This is a genomic window from Streptomyces lydicus (assembly GCF_001729485.1).
In the GTDB taxonomy this organism is placed as follows: domain Bacteria; phylum Actinomycetota; class Actinomycetes; order Streptomycetales; family Streptomycetaceae; genus Streptomyces; species Streptomyces lydicus_D.
The window spans coordinates 2,132,702-2,153,418 of sequence record NZ_CP017157.1 but is presented as its reverse complement, the minus strand read 5'-3'; the positions used below and the strand labels follow the sequence as shown (position 1 = coordinate 2,153,418).

General features: G+C 75.0%; 16 protein-coding genes. 6 read left to right on the top strand and 10 right to left on the bottom strand.

The features are described from left to right. Positions 1-6 precede the first annotated feature (6 nt). The 4 genes from SL103_RS09250 to SL103_RS09235 form a co-directional block, all read right to left on the bottom strand. Positions 7-1,425, bottom strand: coding sequence for a lysine N(6)-hydroxylase/L-ornithine N(5)-oxygenase family protein (locus SL103_RS09250; protein ID WP_069568250.1), 1,419 nt, complete (start codon positions 1,423-1,425; stop codon positions 7-9). Then, a complete protein-coding gene (locus SL103_RS09245) occupies positions 1,422-2,846 on the bottom strand; it encodes a pyridoxal phosphate-dependent decarboxylase family protein (RefSeq protein ID WP_069568249.1) in 1,425 nt (474 codons plus the stop codon). Before SL103_RS09245 ends, SL103_RS09250 begins: the two co-directional genes overlap by 4 nt. A gap of 207 nt (positions 2,847-3,053) precedes the next feature. Further along, on the bottom strand, positions 3,054-5,642 hold the full coding sequence (pepN, locus tag SL103_RS09240) for an aminopeptidase N (protein WP_069568248.1): 2,589 nt from the start codon (positions 5,640-5,642) through the stop codon (positions 3,054-3,056). Positions 5,643-5,982: 340 nt separating this feature from the next. Beyond that, a complete protein-coding gene (locus SL103_RS09235) occupies positions 5,983-6,870 on the bottom strand; it encodes a helix-turn-helix domain-containing protein (RefSeq protein WP_069568247.1) in 888 nt (295 codons plus the stop codon). A gap of 155 nt (positions 6,871-7,025) precedes the next feature. Here SL103_RS09235 and SL103_RS09230 point away from each other — a divergent pair, with 155 nt between their 5' ends. Then, positions 7,026-8,858, top strand: a complete 1,833-nt coding sequence (locus SL103_RS09230; RefSeq protein WP_069573559.1) for a glycoside hydrolase family 35 protein — start codon at positions 7,026-7,028, stop codon at positions 8,856-8,858. Here SL103_RS09230 and SL103_RS09225 read toward each other — a convergent pair. The 3 genes from SL103_RS09225 to SL103_RS09215 form a co-directional block, all read right to left on the bottom strand. Beyond that, a complete protein-coding gene (locus SL103_RS09225) occupies positions 8,855-11,941 on the bottom strand; it encodes an endo-alpha-N-acetylgalactosaminidase family protein (protein ID WP_069568246.1) in 3,087 nt (1,028 codons plus the stop codon). The genes SL103_RS09230 and SL103_RS09225 overlap by 4 nt on opposite strands. Before the next feature lie 119 nt (positions 11,942-12,060). After that, the gene (locus tag SL103_RS09220) at positions 12,061-12,240 is read right to left on the bottom strand and encodes a hypothetical protein (RefSeq protein ID WP_069568245.1); all 180 of its coding nucleotides are present in this window, start codon (positions 12,238-12,240) and stop codon (positions 12,061-12,063) included. A 276-nt stretch (positions 12,241-12,516) separates the two neighbouring features. Beyond that, positions 12,517-13,326, bottom strand: coding sequence for a S1 family peptidase (locus tag SL103_RS09215; protein WP_069568244.1), 810 nt, complete (start codon positions 13,324-13,326; stop codon positions 12,517-12,519). Positions 13,327-13,589: 263 nt separating this feature from the next. Here SL103_RS09215 and SL103_RS09210 point away from each other — a divergent pair, with 263 nt between their 5' ends. Further along, positions 13,590-14,486, top strand: coding sequence for a hypothetical protein (locus tag SL103_RS09210; RefSeq protein ID WP_069573558.1), 897 nt, complete (start codon positions 13,590-13,592; stop codon positions 14,484-14,486). Positions 14,487-14,493: 7 nt separating this feature from the next. On the opposite strand, the gene SL103_RS09205 is transcribed toward SL103_RS09210, so the two are convergent. Next, positions 14,494-15,780: an acetylhydrolase gene (locus SL103_RS09205; protein ID WP_069568243.1), complete on the bottom strand. Its 1,287-nt coding sequence runs from the start codon at positions 15,778-15,780 to the stop codon at positions 14,494-14,496. A gap of 85 nt (positions 15,781-15,865) precedes the next feature. Between SL103_RS09205 and SL103_RS09200 the strand changes: the two genes are divergently transcribed. Next, positions 15,866-16,867, top strand: a complete 1,002-nt coding sequence (locus tag SL103_RS09200; protein ID WP_069568242.1) for an ArsR/SmtB family transcription factor — start codon at positions 15,866-15,868, stop codon at positions 16,865-16,867. Here the strand turns inward: SL103_RS09200 and SL103_RS09195 are convergent. Continuing rightward, on the bottom strand, positions 16,839-17,534 hold the full coding sequence (locus SL103_RS09195; RefSeq protein WP_069568241.1) for an alpha/beta fold hydrolase: 696 nt from the start codon (positions 17,532-17,534) through the stop codon (positions 16,839-16,841). The two genes, SL103_RS09200 and SL103_RS09195, sit on opposite strands and share 29 nt — an antisense overlap. Positions 17,535-17,698: 164 nt before the next feature. Here SL103_RS09195 and SL103_RS09190 point away from each other — a divergent pair, with 164 nt between their 5' ends. Next, positions 17,699-18,745 carry a LacI family DNA-binding transcriptional regulator gene (locus tag SL103_RS09190; RefSeq protein ID WP_069568240.1) on the top strand — a complete coding sequence of 349 codons (1,047 nt, stop codon included), beginning with the start codon at positions 17,699-17,701 and terminating at the stop codon, positions 18,743-18,745. Positions 18,746-18,757: 12 nt separating this feature from the next. On the opposite strand, the gene SL103_RS09185 is transcribed toward SL103_RS09190, so the two are convergent. After that, on the bottom strand, positions 18,758-19,492 hold the full coding sequence (locus SL103_RS09185; protein WP_069568239.1) for an MBL fold metallo-hydrolase: 735 nt from the start codon (positions 19,490-19,492) through the stop codon (positions 18,758-18,760). Between the two features lie 153 nt (positions 19,493-19,645). On the opposite strand from SL103_RS09185, the gene SL103_RS09180 reads away from it, so the two are divergent. After that, on the top strand, positions 19,646-20,134 hold the full coding sequence (locus SL103_RS09180) for a hypothetical protein (protein ID WP_069568238.1): 489 nt from the start codon (positions 19,646-19,648) through the stop codon (positions 20,132-20,134). A 75-nt stretch (positions 20,135-20,209) separates the two neighbouring features. Then, entirely contained in the window at positions 20,210-20,689 is a 480-nt protein-coding gene (locus SL103_RS09175) for a PPOX class F420-dependent oxidoreductase (protein WP_069568237.1), read from the top strand. Positions 20,690-20,717 lie beyond the last annotated feature (28 nt).

The window sequence follows — 20,717 nt, the reverse complement described above, 5'->3', positions numbered from 1 at the left end:
CGGGTGTCAGTGGCGTGGGACGAGGGTGGAGCGGGGGTGCGGGGTGGTGGCGGTGGGGGTGGCGGGTTGGGGGAGGCCGAAGGTGGTGAAGGCGGTGCGTTCGGGGAGGGGGTAGGGGGTGTTGCCGGTGAGGGAGTTGAGGATGGTGGCGCTGCGCCAGGCGGCGAGGCCGAGGTCGGGGGCGCCGACGCCGTGGGTGTGGGTTTCGGCGTTCTGGACGTAGAGGGAGCCGGTGACGGTGGGGTCGAGGACGACGCGGTGGTGGGGGTCGATGCGGGGGCGTTCGGCGGCGTCGCGGCGGATGTAGGGGTCGAGGGCGGCGAGGAGGGTGTCCAGGCGGCGTTCGCGGTAGCCGGTGGCGAGGACGACGGCGTCGGTGGTGAGGCGGGAGCGGCTGCCTTGCTGGGTGTGGTCGAGGTGGAGTTCGACTTTGGTGGTGCCGACGCGGCCGGCGGTGCGTACGGAGACGCCGGGGGTGAGGGTGGCGTCGGGCCAGCCGCCGTGGAGGGTGCGGCGGTAGAGCTCGTCGTGGATGGCGGCGAGGGTGTCGTGGTCGATGCCTTTGTGGAGCTGCCATTGGCCGGGGACGAGTGCGTCGCGGACGCGTTCGGGGAGGCCGTGGAAGTAGCGGGTGTAGTCGGGGGTGAAGTGTTCGAGGCCGAGCTTGCTGTATTCCATGGGGGCGAAGGCGGGGGTGCGGGCGAGCCAGTGGAGTTGTTCGCGGCCGGTGGGGCGGTTGCGGAGCTGGTCGAGGAAGATTTCGGCGCCTGACTGGCCGGCGCCGATGACGGTGAGGTGGTCGGCGGCGAGCAGGGTGTCGCGGTGGTCGAGGTAGTCGGCGGAGTGGATGACGGGGACGGTGGGGGCGTCGGCGAGGGGGCGGAGCGGGACGGGGATGTGGGGGGTGGTGCCGATGCCGAGGACGAGGTTGCGGGCGTGGGTGCGGCCGAGGGCTTGTGCTTCGCCGTCGGGGGCGAGGTGGGTGAAGTCGATTTCGAAGGCGTCGCGTTCGGGGTTCCAGCGGACGGCGTCGATCTGGTGGCCGAAGTGGAGGGCGGGGAGGTTTTCGCTGACCCAGCGGCAGTAGGCGTCGTATTCGGCGCGGTGGATGTGGAAGCGCTCGGCGAAGTAGAAGGGGAAGAGGCGTTCGCGGGTTTTGAGGTAGTTGAGGAAGCTCCAGGGGTTGGCGGGGTCGGCGAGGGTGACGAGGTCGGCGAGGAAGGGGACTTGGAGGGTGGCGCCGTCGATGAGGAGGCCGGGGTGCCAGTGGAAGGCGGGGCGCTGGTCGTAGAAGGCGCAGCGCAGCTGGGTGAGGGGGTGGGCGAGGGCGGCGAGGGAGAGGTTGAAGGGGCCGATGCCGATGCCGGCGAGGTCGAGGGGTTCGTCGGGGGTGGTGGGGGCGGCGGGTGTGTCGGAGGTGCTCATCGGGGGATGTGGCCTTCCACGAGTTTGAGGAGGGTGGTGAGGTCTCCGGGTTGGGTGTGGGGGTTGAGGAGGGTGGCTTTGAGCCAGAGGCCGGTGGGGGTGGTGGCGCGGCCGAGGACGGCTCGGCCGTCGGTGAGGAGGGTGCGGCGGATGGTGGCGAGGGTGGTGTCGTCGGCGCCGGTGGGCCGGAAGAGGACGGTGCTGAGGGCGGGGCGGGAGTGGAGTTCGTAGCGGGGGTGGGCGTCGATGAGGTCGGCGAGGGTCTGGGCGGCGGCGAGGGTGCGGTCGATGAGGTCGCCGAGGCCGCGGCGGCCGAGGGCTTTGAGGGTGACGGCGATTTTGAGGATGTCGGGGCGGCGGGTGGTGCGCAGTGAGCGGCTGAGGAGGTCGGGGAGGCCGGCTTCGGTGTCGTCGTCGGCGTTGAGGTAGTCGGCCTGGTGGGCGAGGGGGGTGAGGGTCGCGGGGTCGGGTACCGCGAGGAGGCCGGCGGCGACCGGTTGCCAGCCGAGTTTGTGCAGGTCGAGGGCGACGGTGTGGGCGCGGTCGAGGCCGTTGAGGGCGGTGCGGTGGGTGTCGCTGAAGAGGAGGGGGCCGCCGTAGGCGGCGTCGATGTGGAAGCGGGCGCCGTGGTGGGCGGCGACGTCGGCGAGGGCGGGCAGTGGGTCGATGGCGCCGGAGTCGGTGGTGCCTGCGGTGGCGGTGAGCAGGACCGGGCTTGCGGGTCCGGGGTGGCCGGTGAGGTTGGCCAGGCAGGTGTGGACGGTGTCGGGGGTGAGGATGCCGTCGGGGGTGGGGAGGGTGAGGGGTTCGGGGAGGCCGAGGAGCCAGGCGGAGCGGTGGAGGGAGTGGTGGGCGTTGGCGCCGCAGACGATCTGGAGGGGGCCGGCCGTGGGGCGGTGGGCGGTGGCGGCCTCGCGGGCGAGGAGGATGCCGAGTTGGTTGGATTCGGTGCCGCCGGTGGTGACGAGGGCGTCGGGGGCGGCGGCCCGGGGGTAGACGAGCGCGGCGAGGGCGCGGCTGGTGAGGGTTTCGAGGGCGGAGGCGGCGGGGGCCTGGTCCCAGGAGTCCATGGAGGGGTTGAGGGCGCCGGCGGCGAGGTCGGCGGCGGTGGCCAGGGCCAGTGGCGGGCAGTGCAGGTGGGCGGCGCAGTGCGGGTCGGCGGGGTCGGCGGAGCCGGCGGCGAGGGTGTGGACGAGGGTGCGCAGCGCGGCGTGCGGGCCGGTGCCGTGCTCGGGGAGCAGGGGGTGGCAGGCGTCGTGCACGGTGCGGGTGACGGCGTCGGGGCCGCCGGGCGGGAGGGGGCCGGCGCGGTCCTCGGCGCCGGTGGTGAGGGCGTCGAGGACGGTGTCGAGGAGGGGGCGCAGTGCGCGGGGGCCGTTGGTGCCGCCTGCGAGGGCGGTGCCGGCAGGGGGCGCAGACATCGGTGTGCTCTTCTGTCAGGGAGTTGGGGGCCGCGCCTGCGGGGGTGGCCCGGTGCGGGGCCCCGCGGACGGGATGTTAGGCAGCCCTAAGTTACTTTCCCTGTACGCTGCGTCTCCACTGCTGGCGGTCATACCACCCGAAGGTGGTACGGGTGTACCGCAGGTGTTCGGGTGCCGCCGGTTGCGCGGCCGGCGGCACCCGTGGGGTCACCGGGTGGTCGGAGGTGCGCCGGCGGCCGCGGTGCGTACCTTCAGGGCCCGCCGCAGGTCGTCGAGTTGGTCGACGAGCTTGCGGCGCAGGGCGGGGGTGGGGTCGCTCTCGGCGAGGCAGGTCTCGCCGAGGCGGAGGGTTTCCTCGTCGACGAAGGTGGCGGGGAAGGCGTGGCGGCCGGCGGCCTCGGCGAGGGCGGGGCCGCGGGCGGCGGCGAGGGCGGGGACGTCGGTGAAGTAGCGGGCGACGTAGGGCCGCAGCAGGTCGTGGTGTTCGGGTGCCCAGAAGCCGGTGGCGGTGGCGGTGAAGAGGTAGTTGGACAGGGCGGTTCGTTCGTCGGTGCGGAAGAGGGCCTCCCAGGCGGCTTCCTTGGCGTCGGCGTCGGGGAGGGCGGCGCGGCAGCGGGCGGCGCCTTCGCGGCCGGTGGCGCTGGGGTCGCGGGCGAGTTCGGCGTCGATGGCCGTGTGGAGTGCGGCGGTGGGGGCGGCGCCGAGGGTGGCGAGCCGGCCGAGGATGCGCCAGCGCAGTTCGGGGTCGAGGTGCGGGCCGCCGGGGACGCTGCCGTCGTCGAGCCAGTCCTGGATGCCTTCGGGGGTGGTGGCGCTGTCGATGAAGGTGCGTACGGCGGTGAGCCGCAGTCCGGCGCCGGTGCCGTTCTCGGGGCCTTCGGTGCGGCGGAGTATCTCCCGGCTGAGGGAGGTGAGGGTGCCGAGGGCGGTGTGGCGGTCGGTGGGGGTGGCGGCCTGCTCCGGTCGGGGCGGGAGCGTGGTGGTGGGGAGGTAGCGGTCGGCGATCTGGGTGCGGGCGAAGGCGAGGACGCCCTGGACGAGGGCGAGGTCGGTCTCGTGCGGGAGGTGGGTGCGGGCGGCGTCGAGGTAGGCGGTGGGCGGCAGTTCGCCGTCGCGGACCATGTCGCGCAGGGTGTTCCACACCACGGCGCGGGTGAGCGGGTCGGGCAGGGCGGACAGGTCGCGCAGGGCGGCCTGTGCGGAGGCGGGGTCGAGGCGGATCTTGGCGTAGGTGAGGTCCTGGTCGTTGGGGACGATCAGGGCGGGGCGGGGGCCGCGGAAGGTGCGGGCGGTGCCGTCGGTGGGGACGTCGACGTCGAGGCGTTCGCGCCGGACGAGGGGGTGGCCGGCGGCGGGGTCGCGGTCGTAGAGGCCGACGGCGATGCGGTGGGGGCGGCTGCCGGTGCGGTCGACGGTGAGGGACCAGCCGTCGGGGCCGTCGGTGACGGTGGGGGTGAGGGTGTCGACGCCGGTGGTGCGCAGCCAGGCGTCGGCCCAGGCGTGGACGTCGCGGTCGGTGTGGTGGGCGAGCGAGTCGAGGAAGTCGGCGAGGGTGGCGTTGCCGAACTTGTGGCGGGTGAAGTGGGTGTTGATGCCGGTGAGGAAGTCCTTCTCGCCGAGCCAGGTGACGAGCTGGCGCAGGGCGGAGGCGCCCTTGGCGTAGGAGATGCCGTCGAAGTTGAGGAGCGCCGCGGCGGTGTCGGGGACGTCGGCGGGGGCGGGGGCGACGGGGTGGGTGGAGGGGCGCTGGTCGGCGTCGTAGCCCCAGCCCTTGCGGGCGACGGCGAAGTCGGTCCAGGTGTCGGTGAAGCGGGTGGCTTCGGACAGGACCTGGTAGCCCATGTATTCGGCGAAGGACTCGTTGAGCCAGATGTCGTCCCACCACTGGAGGGTGACGAGGTCGCCGAACCACATGTGGGCCATTTCGTGGGCGATGACCATGCCGCGGGTCTGGCGTTCGGTGTCGGTGACGGCGGAGCGGTAGACGAATTCGTCGCGGAAGGTGACCAGGCCGGGGTTCTCCATGGCGCCGGCGTTGAACTCGGGGACGAACGCCTGGTCGTAGGAGTCGAAGGGGTAGGGCTCCTCGAAGATCTCGTGGTAGCGGTCGAAGCAGCGGCGGGTGAGGTCGAGGAGTTCCTCGGCGTCGGCGTCGAGGTGCGGGGCGAGGGAGCGGCGGCAGTGCAGGCCGAAGGGCAGTCCGGCGTGTTCGGTGCGGACGGAGTGCCAGGGGCCGGCGGCGACGGCGACGAGGTAGGTGGAGATGAGGGGGGTGGGGGCGGCCTGCCAGCGGCCGCCGCCGAGGTGCTCGGTGAGGCCGTTGGCGAGGACGCTCCAGCCGTCGGGGGCGGTGACGGTCAGCGCGAAGACGGCTTTGAGGTCGGGCTGGTCGAAGGCGGCGAAGACCCGCTGGACGTCCTCCATGAACAGCTGGGTGTAGACGTAGGTCTCGTCGTCGACGGGGTCGGTGAAGCGGTGCATGCCCTCGCCGGTGCGGGAGTAGCGCATGGTGGCGTCGAGGCGCAGTTCGTGGTCGCCGGGGGTGAGGCCGGTGAGCGGGAGGCGGTTGCCGTCGAGTGCCGCGGGGTCGAGGGGCCGGCCGTCGAGGGTGGCGGTGTGCAGCGCGGCGGGCTTGAGCTCGACGAAGGTGTCGCCGCCGGCCCGGGCGGTGAAGTGGATGACCGTGCGGGAGCCGAAGGTCTCGTCACCCCGGGTGAGATCGAGTTCGACGGCGTAGTGGTGGACGTCGATGAGTCGGGCTCGGGTCTGCGCCTCGTCGCGCTGCAGTTGGTGCATGGGGCCATGCTGCCGTACGGCCGGTGGGCGGTGCACGGGGGTTTGGGCGGGCCGGGAAGGTCAGGGGCACGGCTTCTCGGCTCTGAACCATTCCGGGTGATCGGATGCCGGGCGGCGGCCCGGCGGCGCGGAGCGGGGAGGTGGGCGCGATGCCCGGGGGCGGTTGCTCATCGCGGCGGACAGCGGGCCGGAAGCGCCCGGCTGACGGCGTCGGTGGAGGCGCACGGGCTGTCGGTGGCGGGGTTCGGCGTGCTGACCGCGCCGCGCCGGGCGGGCCGCCCCTACCGGCGTACGGCCGGGCAGCCGGCCTGGAGGAACTCTCGCCCTGACGCCCGCCCCGCTACGGGCCGCCCCCGCTGACCAGTGGGGGCTTGTCCGGGTCCGGGATCTGCGTGGACCAGCCCCCCGGGACGCTGCGGACCTGGCGGTCCCGGAAGCGGACCGGGGCGGTGCCGACCCGGCGGGTGAACAGCCGGCTGAAGTAGGCCGGGTCGTCGTAGCCGACCCGGCGGGCCACCGCGGCGACCGGGAGTTCGGTGCCGACCAGGAGTTCCTTGGCCCGGCCCAGGCGGATGCCCAGCAGGTAGTCCTTGGGGCTGCAGCCGGCACCGCGGCGTACGGCGGTGCGCAGTTCGGCCGGGGTCATGCCGTGCCGGGCGGCGTGCTCGGCGACCGACAGGGGCAGGAAGGCGTCGCGGGCCAGGGCCGCCAGCACGGGATCGCCGTCGGCGTCGGTGTCGGCGCGGGCGCGGCGCAGCGCGACGAGGAGTTCGTGGACGCCGGCGGAGGTCTCCACCTCCAGCAGGGGGTTGCCGCGGCGGGCGGCGCGCGCGATGCGGCCGACCGCGGCGCGGGCGGGGCCGGTGTCGGCGAGCGGGACGACCGGGTCGTCCGGGTCGATGTAGCCGAGTTCGGTGTAGGTGGCGGCGGCCGGGCCGGTGAAGTCGACGAAGCTCTCGTCCCAGCCGGTGTCCGGGTCGGCGCCGTAGTGGTGGGTCACCCCGGGGACGATCCACAGCAGGGCCGGCGCGGTGACGGCCCGGCGGTGGCCGTCGGGGGTGGTGAACCAGCCGCGGCCGGCGCTGATGACGACGGCGACGTGGTGGTCGAGGGTGCGCGGGCCGACCGTGGGCAGCGCGCCGTGCTGGAGGCCGACGCCCAGGCAGACCAGGCCGAGCCGGTGGTGGACCGGGCTCGGGGTGAAGTAGCGCATCCAGGTGTGGTACACGCCCGGACCTCCCGTCCTCGGTACCTCTTCCGTTCCGCTCCGTCCAAACAACGCCGATCTTTGTCCATGGACCGTCACACCGCCAGAGGGCGAGGGTGACCGGTGACCGCGGGCGCCGGCCGGTGACCGCGGGACGCGGACTCAGGGGCGGTGGCGTGGCGGGATTTGCGGTGGGCGAGCGGGACTTCACGCTGGACGGGCGGCCGGTGCGGCTGCTGTCCGGGGCGATGCACTACTTCCGGGTGCACGAGGCGCAGTGGGGCCACCGGCTCGCGATGCTGCGGGCGATGGGCCTGAACTGTGTGGAGACGTACGTGCCGTGGAACCTCCACGAGCCGCGGCCCGGTGCGTTCCGGGACCCCGAGGCGCTGGGCCGGTTCCTGGACGCGGCGGGCGCGGCGGGGCTGTGGGCGATCGTCCGGCCGGGGCCGTACATCTGCGCGGAGTGGGAGAACGGCGGGCTGCCGGCGTGGCTGACCGGGCCGCTGGGCCGGCGCGTGCGCACCCGGGACGCGGCGTATCTGGCGGCGGTGGACGCGTGGTTCGGGCGGCTGCTGCCGCAGGTGGTGGCGCGGCAGTGCACCGCGGCGTCCGCGCCGCGCGGTCCCGGCGCCGGACCGGTGCTCATGGTGCAGGTGGAGAACGAGTACGGCTCGTACGGCAGCGACGCCCGCTACCTGGCGCACCTCGTGGCGCGGCTGCGGGCGCTGGGCGTGCGGGTGCCGCTGTTCACCTCGGACGGTCCCGAGGACCACATGCTCACCGGCGGCTCGGTGCCCGGGGTGCCGGCCACCGTCAACTTCGGTGCGGGGGCCCGGGAGGCGTTCGCGGCGCTGCGCCGCCACCAGCCGCGCGGGCCGCTGATGTGCGCGGAGTTCTGGTGCGGGTGGTTCACGCACTGGGGCGCGGCACCGGAGCCGCGGACGGCCGGGGACGCGGCGGCGGCGCTGCGGGAGATCCTGGAGTGCGGGGCGTCGGTCAACGTCTACATGGCGCACGGCGGTTCGAACTTCGGCGGCTGGGCGGGCGCGAACCGGGCCGGTGAGCTGCACGACGGGGAGCTGCGGGCGACGGTCACCTCCTACGACTACGGGGCGCCGGTCGACGAACGGGGCCGGCCGACGGAGAAGTTCCGGCGGTTCCGGGAGGTGCTCGCCGGTTACGCGGACGGGCCGCTGCCCGAGCCGCCCGCGCCGCTGCCGGTGCTCGCCGCTCCGGTGCGGGCGGTGCTCGCGGAGTGGGCCCCGGCCGGGGCGGTGATGGACGCGCTGGGCGGCCCGGAGACCGAGGGCGGTGGGCCGGCGACGTTCGAGGAGCTGGGCGTGGACCGCGGGCTGGTGCGCTACCGGGTGGCGGTGCCGGGGCCGCGGGGCCGGTATCCGCTGCGGGTGCGGGGGTTGCGGGACCGGGCGGTGGTGTTCGTCGACGGGGAGCGGCGGGGCGTGGTGGACGGTGCCGACGCGGACCTCGGCGCGGTGGCGGGGCCGGCGTCGGTGGAGTTGTGGGTGGGGTCGCTGGGGCGGGTCAACTACGGGCCGCGGCTGGGCGAGTCCAAGGGCATCACGGGCGGGCTGCTGCACGAGCGGCAGTATCTGCACGGGGTGCGGTCGCGGGGCCTGCGGCTGGACGCGCTGGAGGAGGCCGGCGCGACGGCGGCGGTCCCGTTCCGCCCGGTGGCGGGGGCCGGCGGGGCCGCGGGCCTGTACCGGGGGACGCTGACGGTGACCGGGCGGCCGGGCGACGCGGACCTCGCGCTGCCGGGCTGGACGCACGGCTTCGCGTGGCTCAACGGGTTCTGCCTGGGCCGCTACCGGTCCGTCGGACCGCAGCACACCCTGTACGTGCCGGGGCCGGTGCTGCGGGAGGGCGACAACGAGCTGCTGCTGTGGGAGTGGGAGGGCGCCCCGGCCCCGGTGGGGGAAGGAACGAGGGCGGGGGCGCCCGGTCTGTATCCCTGCGCGCAGCCGCGCGGGGAAGCGCCGTACTAGTCCCGCACCTCGCGCACCTCGAAGCCGTCCAGGACGCATTCCGCCGTCCCGTCCTCCCCCACCTTGCGCAGCCCCACCCACGCCTCGCCCCGCTCGGGTGCGGTGAACTCGTAGGTGTGGGTGGCCGGCTGGGTCGCGACGGGCAGCGGGGTGCGGCTCAGCTCGCGGGGTGCGGGCTCGTCGACGGCGGTCACCCAGGCGTACTGGCCGGCCGTCTCGTTCTGGTAGCGGACGGTGACCCGGTAGCGGCGGCCGGGCGTGAAACGGACGGTGTGCGGGACGGTGCGGTGCACCAGCCCGGTGTTCTCGCCGCGTGACTTGAGCGACTGGCCGCCGTCGATGACGTCGTCGACGGCCTTGCCGTTCCAGCCGCGCTGGGTGAACGGGGCGTGCCGCTGGGCGAGGTGGGTGCGCGGGTCGGTGCTGCCGCCCGCGTCGCCCTTGACGAAGACGCCCCAGCCCTGCGGGACGTGCTCGAAGTCCTCGTACGCCAGGGTGCCGGGCTTCCCGGTGGGTCCGGTGGGCACGACCCGGACGTTGTCGAACCGGACCCGGGCCGCTCCCGCGGCGGCGGTCAGGGTGAGGGTGACCGGGCCGCCGCCCTCGGGGACGGTGAAGCGGGTGAACAGCCGCTGGAAGCGGGTGCCGGACTTGCGGTCGGCGGCGACGTAGTTGCCGGCGGTGGAGGTGTCGGTCCAGTTGGCGGCGGTGACGCCGTCGGCGGTACGGACCGTGAGGCCCGCCCGCCGCCGCTCGCCGGCCGTCCGGCCGACCTCGATCTGCACCGAGGCGGCGTAGTGGCCTGGGGCGAGCCGGCCGAGGCGCTGGGCGACGGTGGCCGCCCCGCCCGCGCCGATGACCAGCTCGTGGTCGCCGAGTTCGGAGCGTTCGACGGCGGCGGGGCCGGTGGTCCGCCAGGCGTCGAGGGTCCCGGAGTGGAAGCCGGGGTCACGCAGCGGGGTGCCCTCGCCCCAGCCGGGGTCGCCCTGGGCGGGGGCCCGGTCCCGGTGGACGACGTACGCCACGCCGGGTGCGGCGGTGAGGGTGACCCGGCCGTCGCTGACCGGGAGGCGTTCCTCCTGGGTGCGGCCCTGGTCGGTGAGCCGGTAGGCGTACACCGCGCGCGCCGCCGACCAGCCCCGGGGCAGTTCCCAACGGGTCGTCCCGCCCCGGGGGTTGTAGTGGTAGAGCTTGCCGGGGTCGGTGGCCCGGCGGGGCTCCCAGGGGAGCAGATACGTGCCGTCGTCGTAGACGAGGCGGCCGTCGGTGGTGATCTTGCGGGTGCCCCCGGCGTCGCTGACCGAGGTGCGGGTGGGCCCCTCGAAGGTGATCTCGTGCGCGCCCCAGGTCCTGATCGGGTACGCCTGGAGGTACTTGGCGGGCAGCGCGTCGGTCCAGATGATCGCGTGGAACGCGTTCCAGTCGGTTTTGCCGACCCAGCCCTCGAAGTTGCCCATCCGGCCGCTGCCCAGCAGCGTGGGCCACTTGTTCGCGAAGACGTCCTTGTGGTGGTTGCGCAGGAAGCGGATCAGTCGGGAGTTGATGCCGCGGGAGGTGTCCGGGCCGTAGTCGGTCTCGTTCGCCCAGTGCGACCACAGCGAGGAGCGCTCCAGTCCGTGGCCCCATTCGCTGGTGACCTGCCAGCCCTGGTCGCGCAGATGGCGCTGGAGGCGGTCGGAGTTCCAGCCCGACTCGCGGAAGACGTCGAGGTAGAGGGTGGTCAGGGCCGGGTCGGTCTCCTTGCGCAGCCGGGCGAAGCGGGCGGCGATGTCGCCGGAGACCAGGTCGCGGCGGGCGTCGATGCGGTACGACTGGTCGAGCCAGTCCCACTGCTTGTCGGTCTTGTCGACGAGCGTCTCGGAGAAGGCGTGCGCGACGGGATAGGACTCGGTGGCGTTGACGTGCACCGCGAAGTCGCTGTGCCACTTCTTCCCGGCGCGCAGCAGGGTGTTGAGGTCGGCGAGGCCGCCGGCCCGCTCGTTGTAGTTGCCGCCGTAGTCGGGATGGGCGGAGTCGTGCCCTTCGGACTGGTAGCCCTTGAGGAGGGTGAACTGCCGCAGCCCGTCGGTGGCCAGCGCGATCCGCTTGACGTTGTCGAGGGTGGCCAGGAACGGGTTGGTGGCCTGGCTGGCGAAGTTGAACGGGATGTGCGGGACGACCCGCAGGTGCTGGGTGTCCGCGCCCAGCGGCATCACCATGATGTCGCGCAGCGCGATGGCGCCGTCCTGCCAGTCGGCGGTGCCGTCGCCGTTGCGGTCGCGGGTGACGATGACGGTGGCGTACGGCAGCGGCTCGGTGGCCTCCACCGGCTGCCCGGCCGCCCGGTGCGTCCACTGGCCCGGGACCAGCTGCGCCTTGACGAAGCCGTCGCCCCGCACGGTCTGCCGCCACAGCCGGCCGTTCTCCCAGGTGGTGGCGGTGGACGGCTTGTCGTAGACGGTGTTGGTCTCGATGCCCGCGGCGAGTTCGCCGGTGGCGACGACGGCGTAGGCGCAGCCGGTGGGCGCGGGCTCGGCGGGGGTGGCGTCGGTGACCTGGACGAGGGTGTCGCCGCTCTTCGCCTTGTCCAGTTCGATCCGGGCGGCGAGCAGGGCCGCGCCGGGCGGGCCGCTGCGGACGCCGAGCAGGGCGAGGCCGGGGATCTCCAGGGTGCCGACGCGCAGCGCCGGGGTGTCGGTGAGGGCGGTGACCCGCCAGGTGGTGGTCCACCCGCGGACGGCGATCTCCACCTCGATGGTGGTGCCGCCGTCGAAGCGGAGGAGGTAGCCGGCCCGGTCGGCGCGGACGCGGTGGCTGACGTCGGGGGTGTGCGGGACGTCGTCGATCAGGACCCGGGTGACCGGGGTGTCCTGGCCGTACAGGACGGCGCCGGTGCCGCGGTCGGTGTAGGAGACGATGCGCGGGAAGGCGGTGTCGACGCGGACCTCCAGTGCGTCGGAGCGCAGCACCGCCTCGCCGGTGCGGGAGGCGGCCTCGGCGGGGCGCGCGCCGAGCGGGAGGGCGCCGGCGACCGGGGCGAGCGCGGTGGCGGCGACGACCTTTCTGCGGCTGGGCCCGCGCGGGGCACCTGTCTGTTCGTTCACGCGCGCTGTCCTCCCCTTCGGCCTGCACTGCTGTCGGCGGACAGCGTGCTGCCGGGGCGGGGCACCGGCCTATGGACAAAGGGGGTGGAGGTGTTGGACAGATGTGGCCGGCCGGGCCGTCAGGAGGCCGGCAGCAGGGTCGGCGCGGGCTCGGCGGCCTTTTCGACGGGGTCGTGGTGGCCGCCGAGGAGGACGTAGGTGAGGGCCGCGGCGGAGGCGGCGAGGAGCAGCGCGGCGACGGCCGTCGTGCGGCGGTCGCGGTCGCGCTCCCGGGGCCGGGTGCGGGGCTCGGTGGGCATGCCGTTCACGCTACGCGGCGGCCGGCCGCGGGGGCGGGGCCGTTCGGTCATCGTGGGCGGCACAGGGCCCGGGCGCGCGGGGGAGCTTGGTCCCCCGCGGGGGCGGACCGATGTCCGGGGCGCGAGGGACCGAGGTCCGGGACCAACGGCCCGGGGGCGCCCGGGCGGGAACGGGGCACCGGGCTCCGGGCGCGACGGGCGGGGAACGGCGGCGGGCGGACGGGGCGCGGGGCCCGGGGTGGTGCCCCGGGCCCCGCGCTCGCGTGGGTGGTGCGGTCAGCCGCCGAGTTCGCCGGCGGCCTTCTTGATGTCCGCGGCGAAGGTGCTCACCTCGCTGTAGACACCGGGCTTGCCGGGCCGTGCGCAGCCGTCGCCCCAGGAGACGATGCCGACCTGGAGCCACTGGCCGGCGTCGTCCTTGCGGAACATCGGGCCGCCGGAGTCGCCCTGGCAGGTGTCGACGCCGCCGGTGTCCACCTTGCCGGCGCAGATCTCGTCGCCGGGGGTCAGCTGGTCGCCGTACGCCTTCTGGCAGGCGGCGTCGTCGACGAACGGCACGGTCGCCTTGAGCAGGTAGCGCTGCTGGTCGCCGCCTTCCTTGTCGGCGCCCCAGCCGGCGATGGTGAAGTCGCCGTTGTTCAGCTTGGTGTCCTCGGCGATCTTCAGCGTCGGCTGGTCCAGCGGCTTGGCGAGCTTGATCAGCGCCCAGTCCTTGCCCTTGCCGTTGTAGCCGGGCGCCTGCAGGACCTTGGTGGAGTTCACCTTGACGGCGGCGGAGTCCTGGAGGTCCACCACGCCGGCGGTGGCGGTGATGGAGGTGTTGTCGCCGCTGCCGTCGACGCAGTGCGCCGCGGTGAGCACGATGTCCTTGGTGTAGAGGGCGCCGCCGCAGCCCATCGACAGCCGGACCATGAAGGGGAATTCACCCTGGTCGGCCTTGGTGCCGCCGACGACCTTGGTGTGGACGGAGCCGGACGGGTCCGGGGCGGGGGCGGCGCCGGCCGAGCCGGGCTGGAGGCTGAAGGCGGCCAGGGTGATCGCGCCGACGGCGGTGCTTCTCTTGAGGAGCTTCCGGTAGCTGCGCAACGGGCTTCCTTTCGTGGGGGGTTGCCTTGCTGACGAGCCCATGCCAACACCGGAGCCGGACGTGGCCGCCGCGGAATGTGTGGAGGGCGGGCAGCACGCCGTGAGGCGTCCGGACCCAGTGGGGGATGAGTCCGTGAAGCGCCCTTGGATTATGTGGAGCGGGCAATCGGGGTGACAAGGGTGCGCATCCGGCCAACTCCCGTCGCACCCCGGCCCGGTACGGCTCATACCGGACCATCCCGGACACCCGTACAGTGAGCCCGGTGACCACGGGCACAAGCGATATCGAGCACGGCTTTCCGCATCTCGACACGGTGCGTTCGGCCGTCCACGCGCTCTTCAAACGCCTGTCGTACGACACGGTGAGCACCTTCGCCACCAGCGTGCCGCCCGCCGAGGTGGCCTTCGACGACACCGAGGACCTGTACCTGGGCGCGCAGCGGGTCGCCCGCGCCCTGGTCCGGCAACTGCATCTGCCGGACGCGCGGATGGTGGTCGGATTCCGCGAGATGGAGCACGCCGCCAACGTCGAACTCACCGCGGGACCCGAGTACTTCATCGAGCTGAACGACCGCTTCAAGAAGCACCGCAAGGACATCGGCGCCGCGCTGGCCCACGAGGTGATGCACGTCTACCTGCACCGCCTGGACCTGTCGTTCCCCGACACCCGGGACAACGAGATCCTCACCGACACCGCCACCACCTACCTGGGCGCGGGCTGGCTGCTGCTGGACGCCTACCGCGAGCACGGCCCGTTCTCGCAGAAGCTCGGCTATCTGACGCCGGAGGAGTTCGGCTACGTCCTCGCCAAGCGGGCCGCGTTCTTCGGCGAGGACCCGGCGCCGTGGTTCACCAGCCCGCAGGCGTACGACGCATACACGGCGGGTGCGGCGCGGGCCCGCCAGGACGCCCGCCGGCCACCGCTGGCCGGGGCCGGCTGGGCCGCCCGGCTCCGCTACGCCAAGGACCGGCGGGCGGCGCACGATCCGCGGCGGACCGGCCGGGTGGCGGGCCCCGACGACGGCTACGCCTTCGAGGACGCGCCGCTGCGGGTGTCGTTCCCCTGCCCGGCCTGCCACCAGCGGATCCGGGTCCCGGTCCGCGGCCGCCTCCAGGCCCGCTGCGGACTGTGCAAGACGCTGCTGGACTGCGATACCTGACATAGCGTCAGCACCGCGGCGGCAGCTGCCGGGTGAAGAACGCCCGCAGGTGGTGCCGCACCTCGGGTACCGCGCGCGCCGGGCCGACCGGCCCGGTCAGCGCGTCCCGGTCGGCGGCCGTCATCAGGCCGGCGGCCTGCAGCGCGGGCGCCAGGGCGGCGTAGTCGGTGAACACCCAGTGCGCGGCACCGTCGATCTGCCGCCTACGGGTGCGTCCCCCGGGACGGGCGAGCATCGCCGACCAGGAACGCGCCAGCTCCTCGCGCCCCCGCGCGCCGATGAACCGCTCGGAACCCAGCAGGAGCAGCGGCCGGTCCGTGCCGTACCGGGCGACGGGGTACAGCTCCCCCGCCCGGCCGGAACCGGGCCGCTCCGCCGGGTGGTCGAGATAGCCCTCCAGATTGGCGGCGGCGGCGAACCGCCGGTCCTCGTACAGTGCCTCGGCGACCGCGGTGCCGCCGGCCGAGTGGCCGTAGAGGCCCACCCGCCGCAGGTCCAGCGCCCGGCCGAGGTGCTCCGGCAGGGCACGGCCGGCCGCGTCGGGGCTGCCCCCGGCCGCGAGCACCGCCAACTGGTCCCGGACGAAGCGGAGGTCGGCGATCCGGGTGTCGATCAGGGTGCGGAAGAGCGCGGGATGCTGCCGGGGGTCGTCCCTGAGGACGGTGGTGCGCACCGGGTCCGTGCGGTACGGCGTGGTGCCGGGGAACTCGACCTCACCGGCGTCGCCGGGGTGGTCGACGGTCACCACCACATGGCCGTGGCTGGCGAGTTCCTCGGCGAGGCCGGTGCCGAGGGTGCGCGGGTCGCCGCCCCCGGGGCTGTACAGCAGCACCGGCCGCCGGACGGGCTGCGCGGGCGCGCCGGGGTGGGCGTGGGTAGGCGTCGCCGCCCAGTCCACCCCGGACGCCGGGAGGTGGTGCACCCGGACGTCGATGTCGGCGAACGCGGCCGCCGCGCCCTCGGTCATCTGCGGGGCGACCGGCAGCCCGCGGACACCGCGGGCCGGATAGAAGACGGTCACCATGAGTTCCCGTACGGGGATGCCGGCGTCCCACGGGTCGCGCCGGGAGCGGTCGACGAGGTAGAGGGTGGTCACCCCGAGGCGGTGCGGGCCGGTCGGTGCGGGCAGCCGCAGGGTGCGGCCGGCCGCGGGCCGGGCCGGGCCCTGCGCGCGGCCCCGGGCGCGGGCGGCACCGGTGCCGCCGGTGAGCAGCAGACCACCGGCCAGCAGGGCCGACGCGGCGACGGTCCGCCGGTCCGGCCCGGCCGCGGTGTGCGTGAATGAGGAGGACATGCCCGCATGCTGGCGTCCGGCGGCTGTCGCGGGCGAAGGTTGTGGCCCTGCCCGAAAGGCTGGCGCGGCGCCACGGAGGAGCGTAGTGATCCGGATCCACCTCACGGCCGCCGACCTCGCCCGGATCCGCCTCGCGCCCCGGCCGGCCCCGCTGCAGGAACTGAACACGGCCCTGCTGAGGATGACCCGCCCCGACGGCCGGCTGCTCTTCGACCGCTGGCGACGGCGGCTGCTGCGGTCCCTGCCGGCCGCGGCCGAACCCCTCGCGGACCTGGTCCCCGCGGCGGCGGCCCCCGCGTTCCTCGACGTCTTCAGCGACAGCCTGACGGACGGGCTGGAGTCGGTACGGGCCACCCGGCCCGCCCTGGTGCGCGCCGAGTTGGAGCGGGTGTACGCCGGCCACCCGGGCCCGGTCCCGCCCTGGGTCCACGGCCTGCACCGCGGCGACGCCGCGTCCTGGCGGCTGCTGCGCCGCGCCCAGCGGGCGGCGTTCGACACCGCGCTCGGCCCCGTCTGGCCCCTCGTCCAGGACCTGCACCGGGAGGAGTTCACCCGCCATGCGCTGACGGTCGCCGAGCACGGCACCGGCGCCGCGCTCACCGCGCTCGTCCCCGGCAGCCGACTGCGGGCCGGCGTCTGGGAGTTCGCGGCGCCCGGGCACACCGACGTCAGACCGGCCGGCCGCGGCCTGGTGCTGCGCCCGACCTTCCACTGGGGCGGGCACCCCCTCGTCGCCGAGCCGCCCGACGGCCCCCTCTTCCTGACCTACCCGGCCGGCTCGGGCCTGCCGCTCGCACCGGACGGGGCGGCCGGCCCGGACGAGGCGCTGGCCGCCGTACTCGGCCGGACCCGCTGCGAGATCCTGCTGCTGCTCGCCGAGGAGCACACCACCAGCGGCCTCGCCCGGCGGCTCGGCGTCGGCAACGCCACCGCCTCCGCGCACACCGCCGCGCTGCGCGGCGCGGGCCTGATCAGCACCACCCGCGCCGGGCGGGCGGTGCTCCACCGGCGCACCGCGCTGGGCCGCCTGCTGGTGCGGCAGGCCGGCGGAACGGGCGCTACACCCACCCCTCCAGCCCGGTCATGAAGCCGTCGAAGTCGTCGCGGTGGACGGTGTGGCCGGCGCCGGGCACGGTACGCACCTCGAAGCCGCGGGCGGCGAGTTCGGCGGCCGCGTCGTCGGTGAAGAGGAACCCCTCCCCCGCGATCTGCACCAGCGAGGGGACCACCGGCTTCTCCGGCGTGCGGTCCCGCAGGTGCTCGGCGGACAGCGCCCGGGCGGTGCCGGTGTCCCACAGCGCGAGGGTGGCGAGTTCGATGCCGACGTCGGTGTCGTCCCAGCGCGGGTTGAAGCCCGACACCATCGCCCGGTCCGCGGTCTTGAAGGTGACGAACACCGCCGGGTCGACCGGCTGGCCGACCCGGCCGAGCGACCACGCCGGTTCGCTGTAGACCGCCCGCCGCGGTTGCAGCCGCTCCACGGCCAGGGAGAGCGCGAGGCCGCCCAGCGAGTGCCCGAGGACCACCTCGGGACGGGCCGGCAGGGTCTCGACGAGGTCGTCGGCGAACACCTCGGCGCCGTACCCGCCGCGCGGGCTGAGACCGTGGCCGCGCAGGTCGACGGCGATCACGCGGTAGCCCCGCCCGGCGAGCGCCGGACCCACCCGGTGCCAGGTGCGGTGGTCGGACATCATGCCGTGGACCAGCACCGCGATCCGCTCGCCGGTGCCCCATTCATGGGTGTGCAACTGCATGCCCGTGCCCTCTCCCTGGTCCGTGCGCGCCGGCTTCCGCCGCCTCCCGGGCCGCCCTCCCGGCCCGGGACCGCGCGAGCGACGTTACACGTGTCAGTGAGGGCGGGGAACGTGCCGCGCCCCGGCCCGCCGGACGAAAACCCTGTGCGAGGATGCCCAGCAGCATGACTGACCCCGCCGGCCCACGGGCCACCCCAACACCCCCGACGAGCGCGGCCGTTGCCCGCCGCGCCGGTGTTTCCCGCGCGACCGTCTCGTACGTCCTGAACGGGCAGGCCGCCGGACGGGTCGGCGAGCGCGCCCAGGCGCGGGTGCGGGCCGCCGCCGAGGAGCTGGGGTACGTCCCGCACGCCGCGGCCCGCAGTCTGCGGGCCGGCCGGGGCAGCATCGTGCTGCTGGCCGCGCCCGCCGACACCGTCCCGGTCCTCGGTCCGCTCTTCACCCGGTTCCTGGCCGGTTTCCAGACCGCGCTGCACGCCCTCGGCTACACCGGTGTGCTGCACGGCGCGCCCACCGCCTCCCCCCTGGCCGCCGCCCGCGCCTGGGCCGAGCTGCGGCCGGCCGCCGTGCTCACCCTGCACGGCCCGCCGCTGGACGCGCCGGCCGTCGCACTGCTGCGCCGGGCCGGCACCGCGGCGGTGCTCACCCACGGCCCGGTGGCGCCGCCGGGCGCCCACACCCTCCTGCTCGACCAGCGCGAGGCCGGACTGCGGGCCGGCGCGCACCTGCTGGCCGGCGGGCGCCGCCGGATCGGTGTGGTGCTGCCCGCCGAGCCGGGGCTGGCCGCCTGCGCCGGGCCCCGCCTCGCGGGCGTACGGGCCGCGGCCGCCGCCCACCCGGACGCCGAGGTCCGCCCGCTCGACCTCGCGCTCACCGAGGAGTCCGCGGCGCGCCTCGCCGCCGCCTGGCCCGGGCTGGGCCTGGACGCGGTGTTCGCGTACAACGACGAGTACGCGATGCTGCTGATGCGCGCGCTCCAGGACGCCGGCCACACCCTCGGCGTCCGCGCCCCCGGCGACGTCGCGGTGGTCGGCGCGGACGACCTGCTGCTGGGCCGGCTGCTGCGCCCCCGCCTGACCAGTGTCCGCGCGGAGATCACCCCGCCGGAGCGGATCGCCGGCCTGGTCGACGAGCTGGTCCGCGGCCCCGGAACGCCGCCCGCCGTCCACCGGTTGGGCACCTTCCGCGTCGAGGCGCGCGACTCCGGCTGAACCGCCGCCCGGTCAGAGCCAGTCCGTCTCCGGGGTCGCCGCGGCGAGGACCTCCCGGGCCCGGCCGACGACCGGCCCGCCGTGCGGGACGCACACGGTGTCCACGTCGTCGAGCGCCGCGAGCCGCCGGAAGGAGGCGACCGCCACCTCGCGCGCGACGTTGAACGGGCCGAGCACCACCCGCTCCCCGGCGGGGTCGGCGCCGATGATGTCGCCGGGGAACAGCAGCCGGCTGTCCGGCAGGTGCAGGGCGATGCCGCCCGGCGTGTGGCCCGGGACGTGCAGCACCCGGACGGGCTCCGGCCAGCCGTCGAGGGTGTCGCCCTCGCGCAGCTCGACATCGACCTCGACGGGGCGCGGCGGCGGCCCCCCGGCGGCCGCGAGGTCCGCCGTGATCCGTTCGTGCAGCGGCCGTTCGGCGGGGGTGAGCACCGGCGGGGGCTCGGGGGCGGTACCGCGGAGGTACGGCGCGTCCAGCGCGCCGGCCAGCACCCGGGCACCGGTGGCGGCGACCAGGTCGGCCGCGGAGCCCGCGTGGTCGGCGTGCGAGTGGGTCAGCACGATCTGCCGGAGCTGCCCGGGCCGGCCGCCGAGGCGGGCCAGCGCGTCGAGGACGGCGGGGGCGGAGCCCGGGACGCCGGTGTCGACCAGGGCGAAACCGTCGCCGGGCAGCGCCACGGCGTAGACGTGTCCGACGGGGAAGGCGAGTTGCCAGACGGTGGGGGTGATCCGGGTGAGGGTGTCCATGCGGCGGACGCTAACGGGCCGAGGGGCGCGGCGGCCGGCTTTCCGCCGTGGGCGGAGCGCGGCCGTGCCACCGGGCGGGATACGGCCGGATCCCCCCTTGCGGAACCTCTCCCGCCTCCGGTGCGTCACAGAGCCGAACCAAGGAGGCATGTCATGCGAGGATCCCACCTCTCCCGCACCCGTACGCTCGCCGCCGTGCTGACGCTGGCGGTCTCCGGCGCCGTCGCGCTGGCCGGCTGCGGCCAGAAGCAGCAGACCGTGGGCAGCGCCCCGCCGCCGAAGAAGCCGGACGCCTTCGAGCAGCGGGCGGACCAGATCGTGCGGGACTGGCCCCAGGTGTCGCCGGTCCACGGGCGGCAGCAGGCGCTGCTGCCGCTGGTCGGCGCCGACCGTCCGAAGGACACCGGCGCACGGGAGATCACCGTGACCGTCGGGCACAGCGCCTGCGACGTCCACTTCGGCGCGCGCAGCCACGAGTCCAAGGGCCTGGTGGTGGTGACCGGCTGGGGCAAGCGGAAGAGCGCCAAGGGGATGTGCACCGAGAACCTGGCCACCGACAAGGTGAAGATCCAGCTCAAGGGCCCGCTGGCCGGCCGCAAGGTCGTCGACGCGGCCACCGGCAAGCAGCTGCTGAAGGGCTGACCGCCGGCGACGCGGCCGGGCGCGCCGGTCGGCGGACCGGGCCTGGAGCGCACTCCACGCCCTACGCTCGGTCGCATGAGCCCTTCCATCGCCACCAACACCCGCGTCGAGCTGCCCGAGTTGCTGGAGCTCGTCCGCCCCCGTCACCGTGCGATCCTGCTCACCCGCCGCACCGACGGCACTCCGCAGGCGTCGCCGCTGACCTGCGGGGTGGACGACTCCGGCCGGCTGGTGATGTCGACGTATCCGGAGCGCGCCAAGGTCCGGAACGCCCGGCGGGTCTCGTCGGTCAGCGTCCTCGTGCTGTCCGACGAGTGGAACGGCCCGTGGGTGCAGATCGACGGCGAGGCCGAGGTGATCGACGCGCCGGATTCCGTCGAACCGCTGGTGGAGTACTACCGCAACATCTCCGGGGAGCACCCGGACTGGGACGAGTACCGGGAGGCCATGCGCAAGCAGGGCAAGTCGCTGATCCGGGTGACGCCGGTCCGCTGGGGTCCGGTCGCCACCGGCGGCTTCCCGGCACGGCTCGTGGCGGACGACGGCGGAGCGTAGGGCGGGTCGTCGTCCCTCTCAACGCGTA

Coding starts and splice junctions, on each gene's coding strand:
- pepN (WP_069568248.1), bottom strand. CDS start 5,642: ATGCACCAACTGCAGCGCGACGAGGCGCAGACCCGAGCCCGACTCATC.
- SL103_RS09185 (WP_069568239.1), bottom strand. CDS start 19,492: ATGGACACCCTCACCCGGATCACCCCCACCGTCTGGCAACTCGCCTTC.
- SL103_RS09180 (WP_069568238.1), top strand. CDS start 19,646: ATGCGAGGATCCCACCTCTCCCGCACCCGTACGCTCGCCGCCGTGCTG.
- SL103_RS09195 (WP_069568241.1), bottom strand. CDS start 17,534: ATGCAGTTGCACACCCATGAATGGGGCACCGGCGAGCGGATCGCGGTG.
- SL103_RS09190 (WP_069568240.1), top strand. CDS start 17,699: ATGACTGACCCCGCCGGCCCACGGGCCACCCCAACACCCCCGACGAGC.
- SL103_RS09220 (WP_069568245.1), bottom strand. CDS start 12,240: ATGCCCACCGAGCCCCGCACCCGGCCCCGGGAGCGCGACCGCGACCGC.
- SL103_RS09250 (WP_069568250.1), bottom strand. CDS start 1,425: ATGAGCACCTCCGACACACCCGCCGCCCCCACCACCCCCGACGAACCC.
- SL103_RS09175 (WP_069568237.1), top strand. CDS start 20,210: ATGAGCCCTTCCATCGCCACCAACACCCGCGTCGAGCTGCCCGAGTTG.
- SL103_RS09205 (WP_069568243.1), bottom strand. CDS start 15,780: ATGTCCTCCTCATTCACGCACACCGCGGCCGGGCCGGACCGGCGGACC.
- SL103_RS09245 (WP_069568249.1), bottom strand. CDS start 2,846: ATGTCTGCGCCCCCTGCCGGCACCGCCCTCGCAGGCGGCACCAACGGC.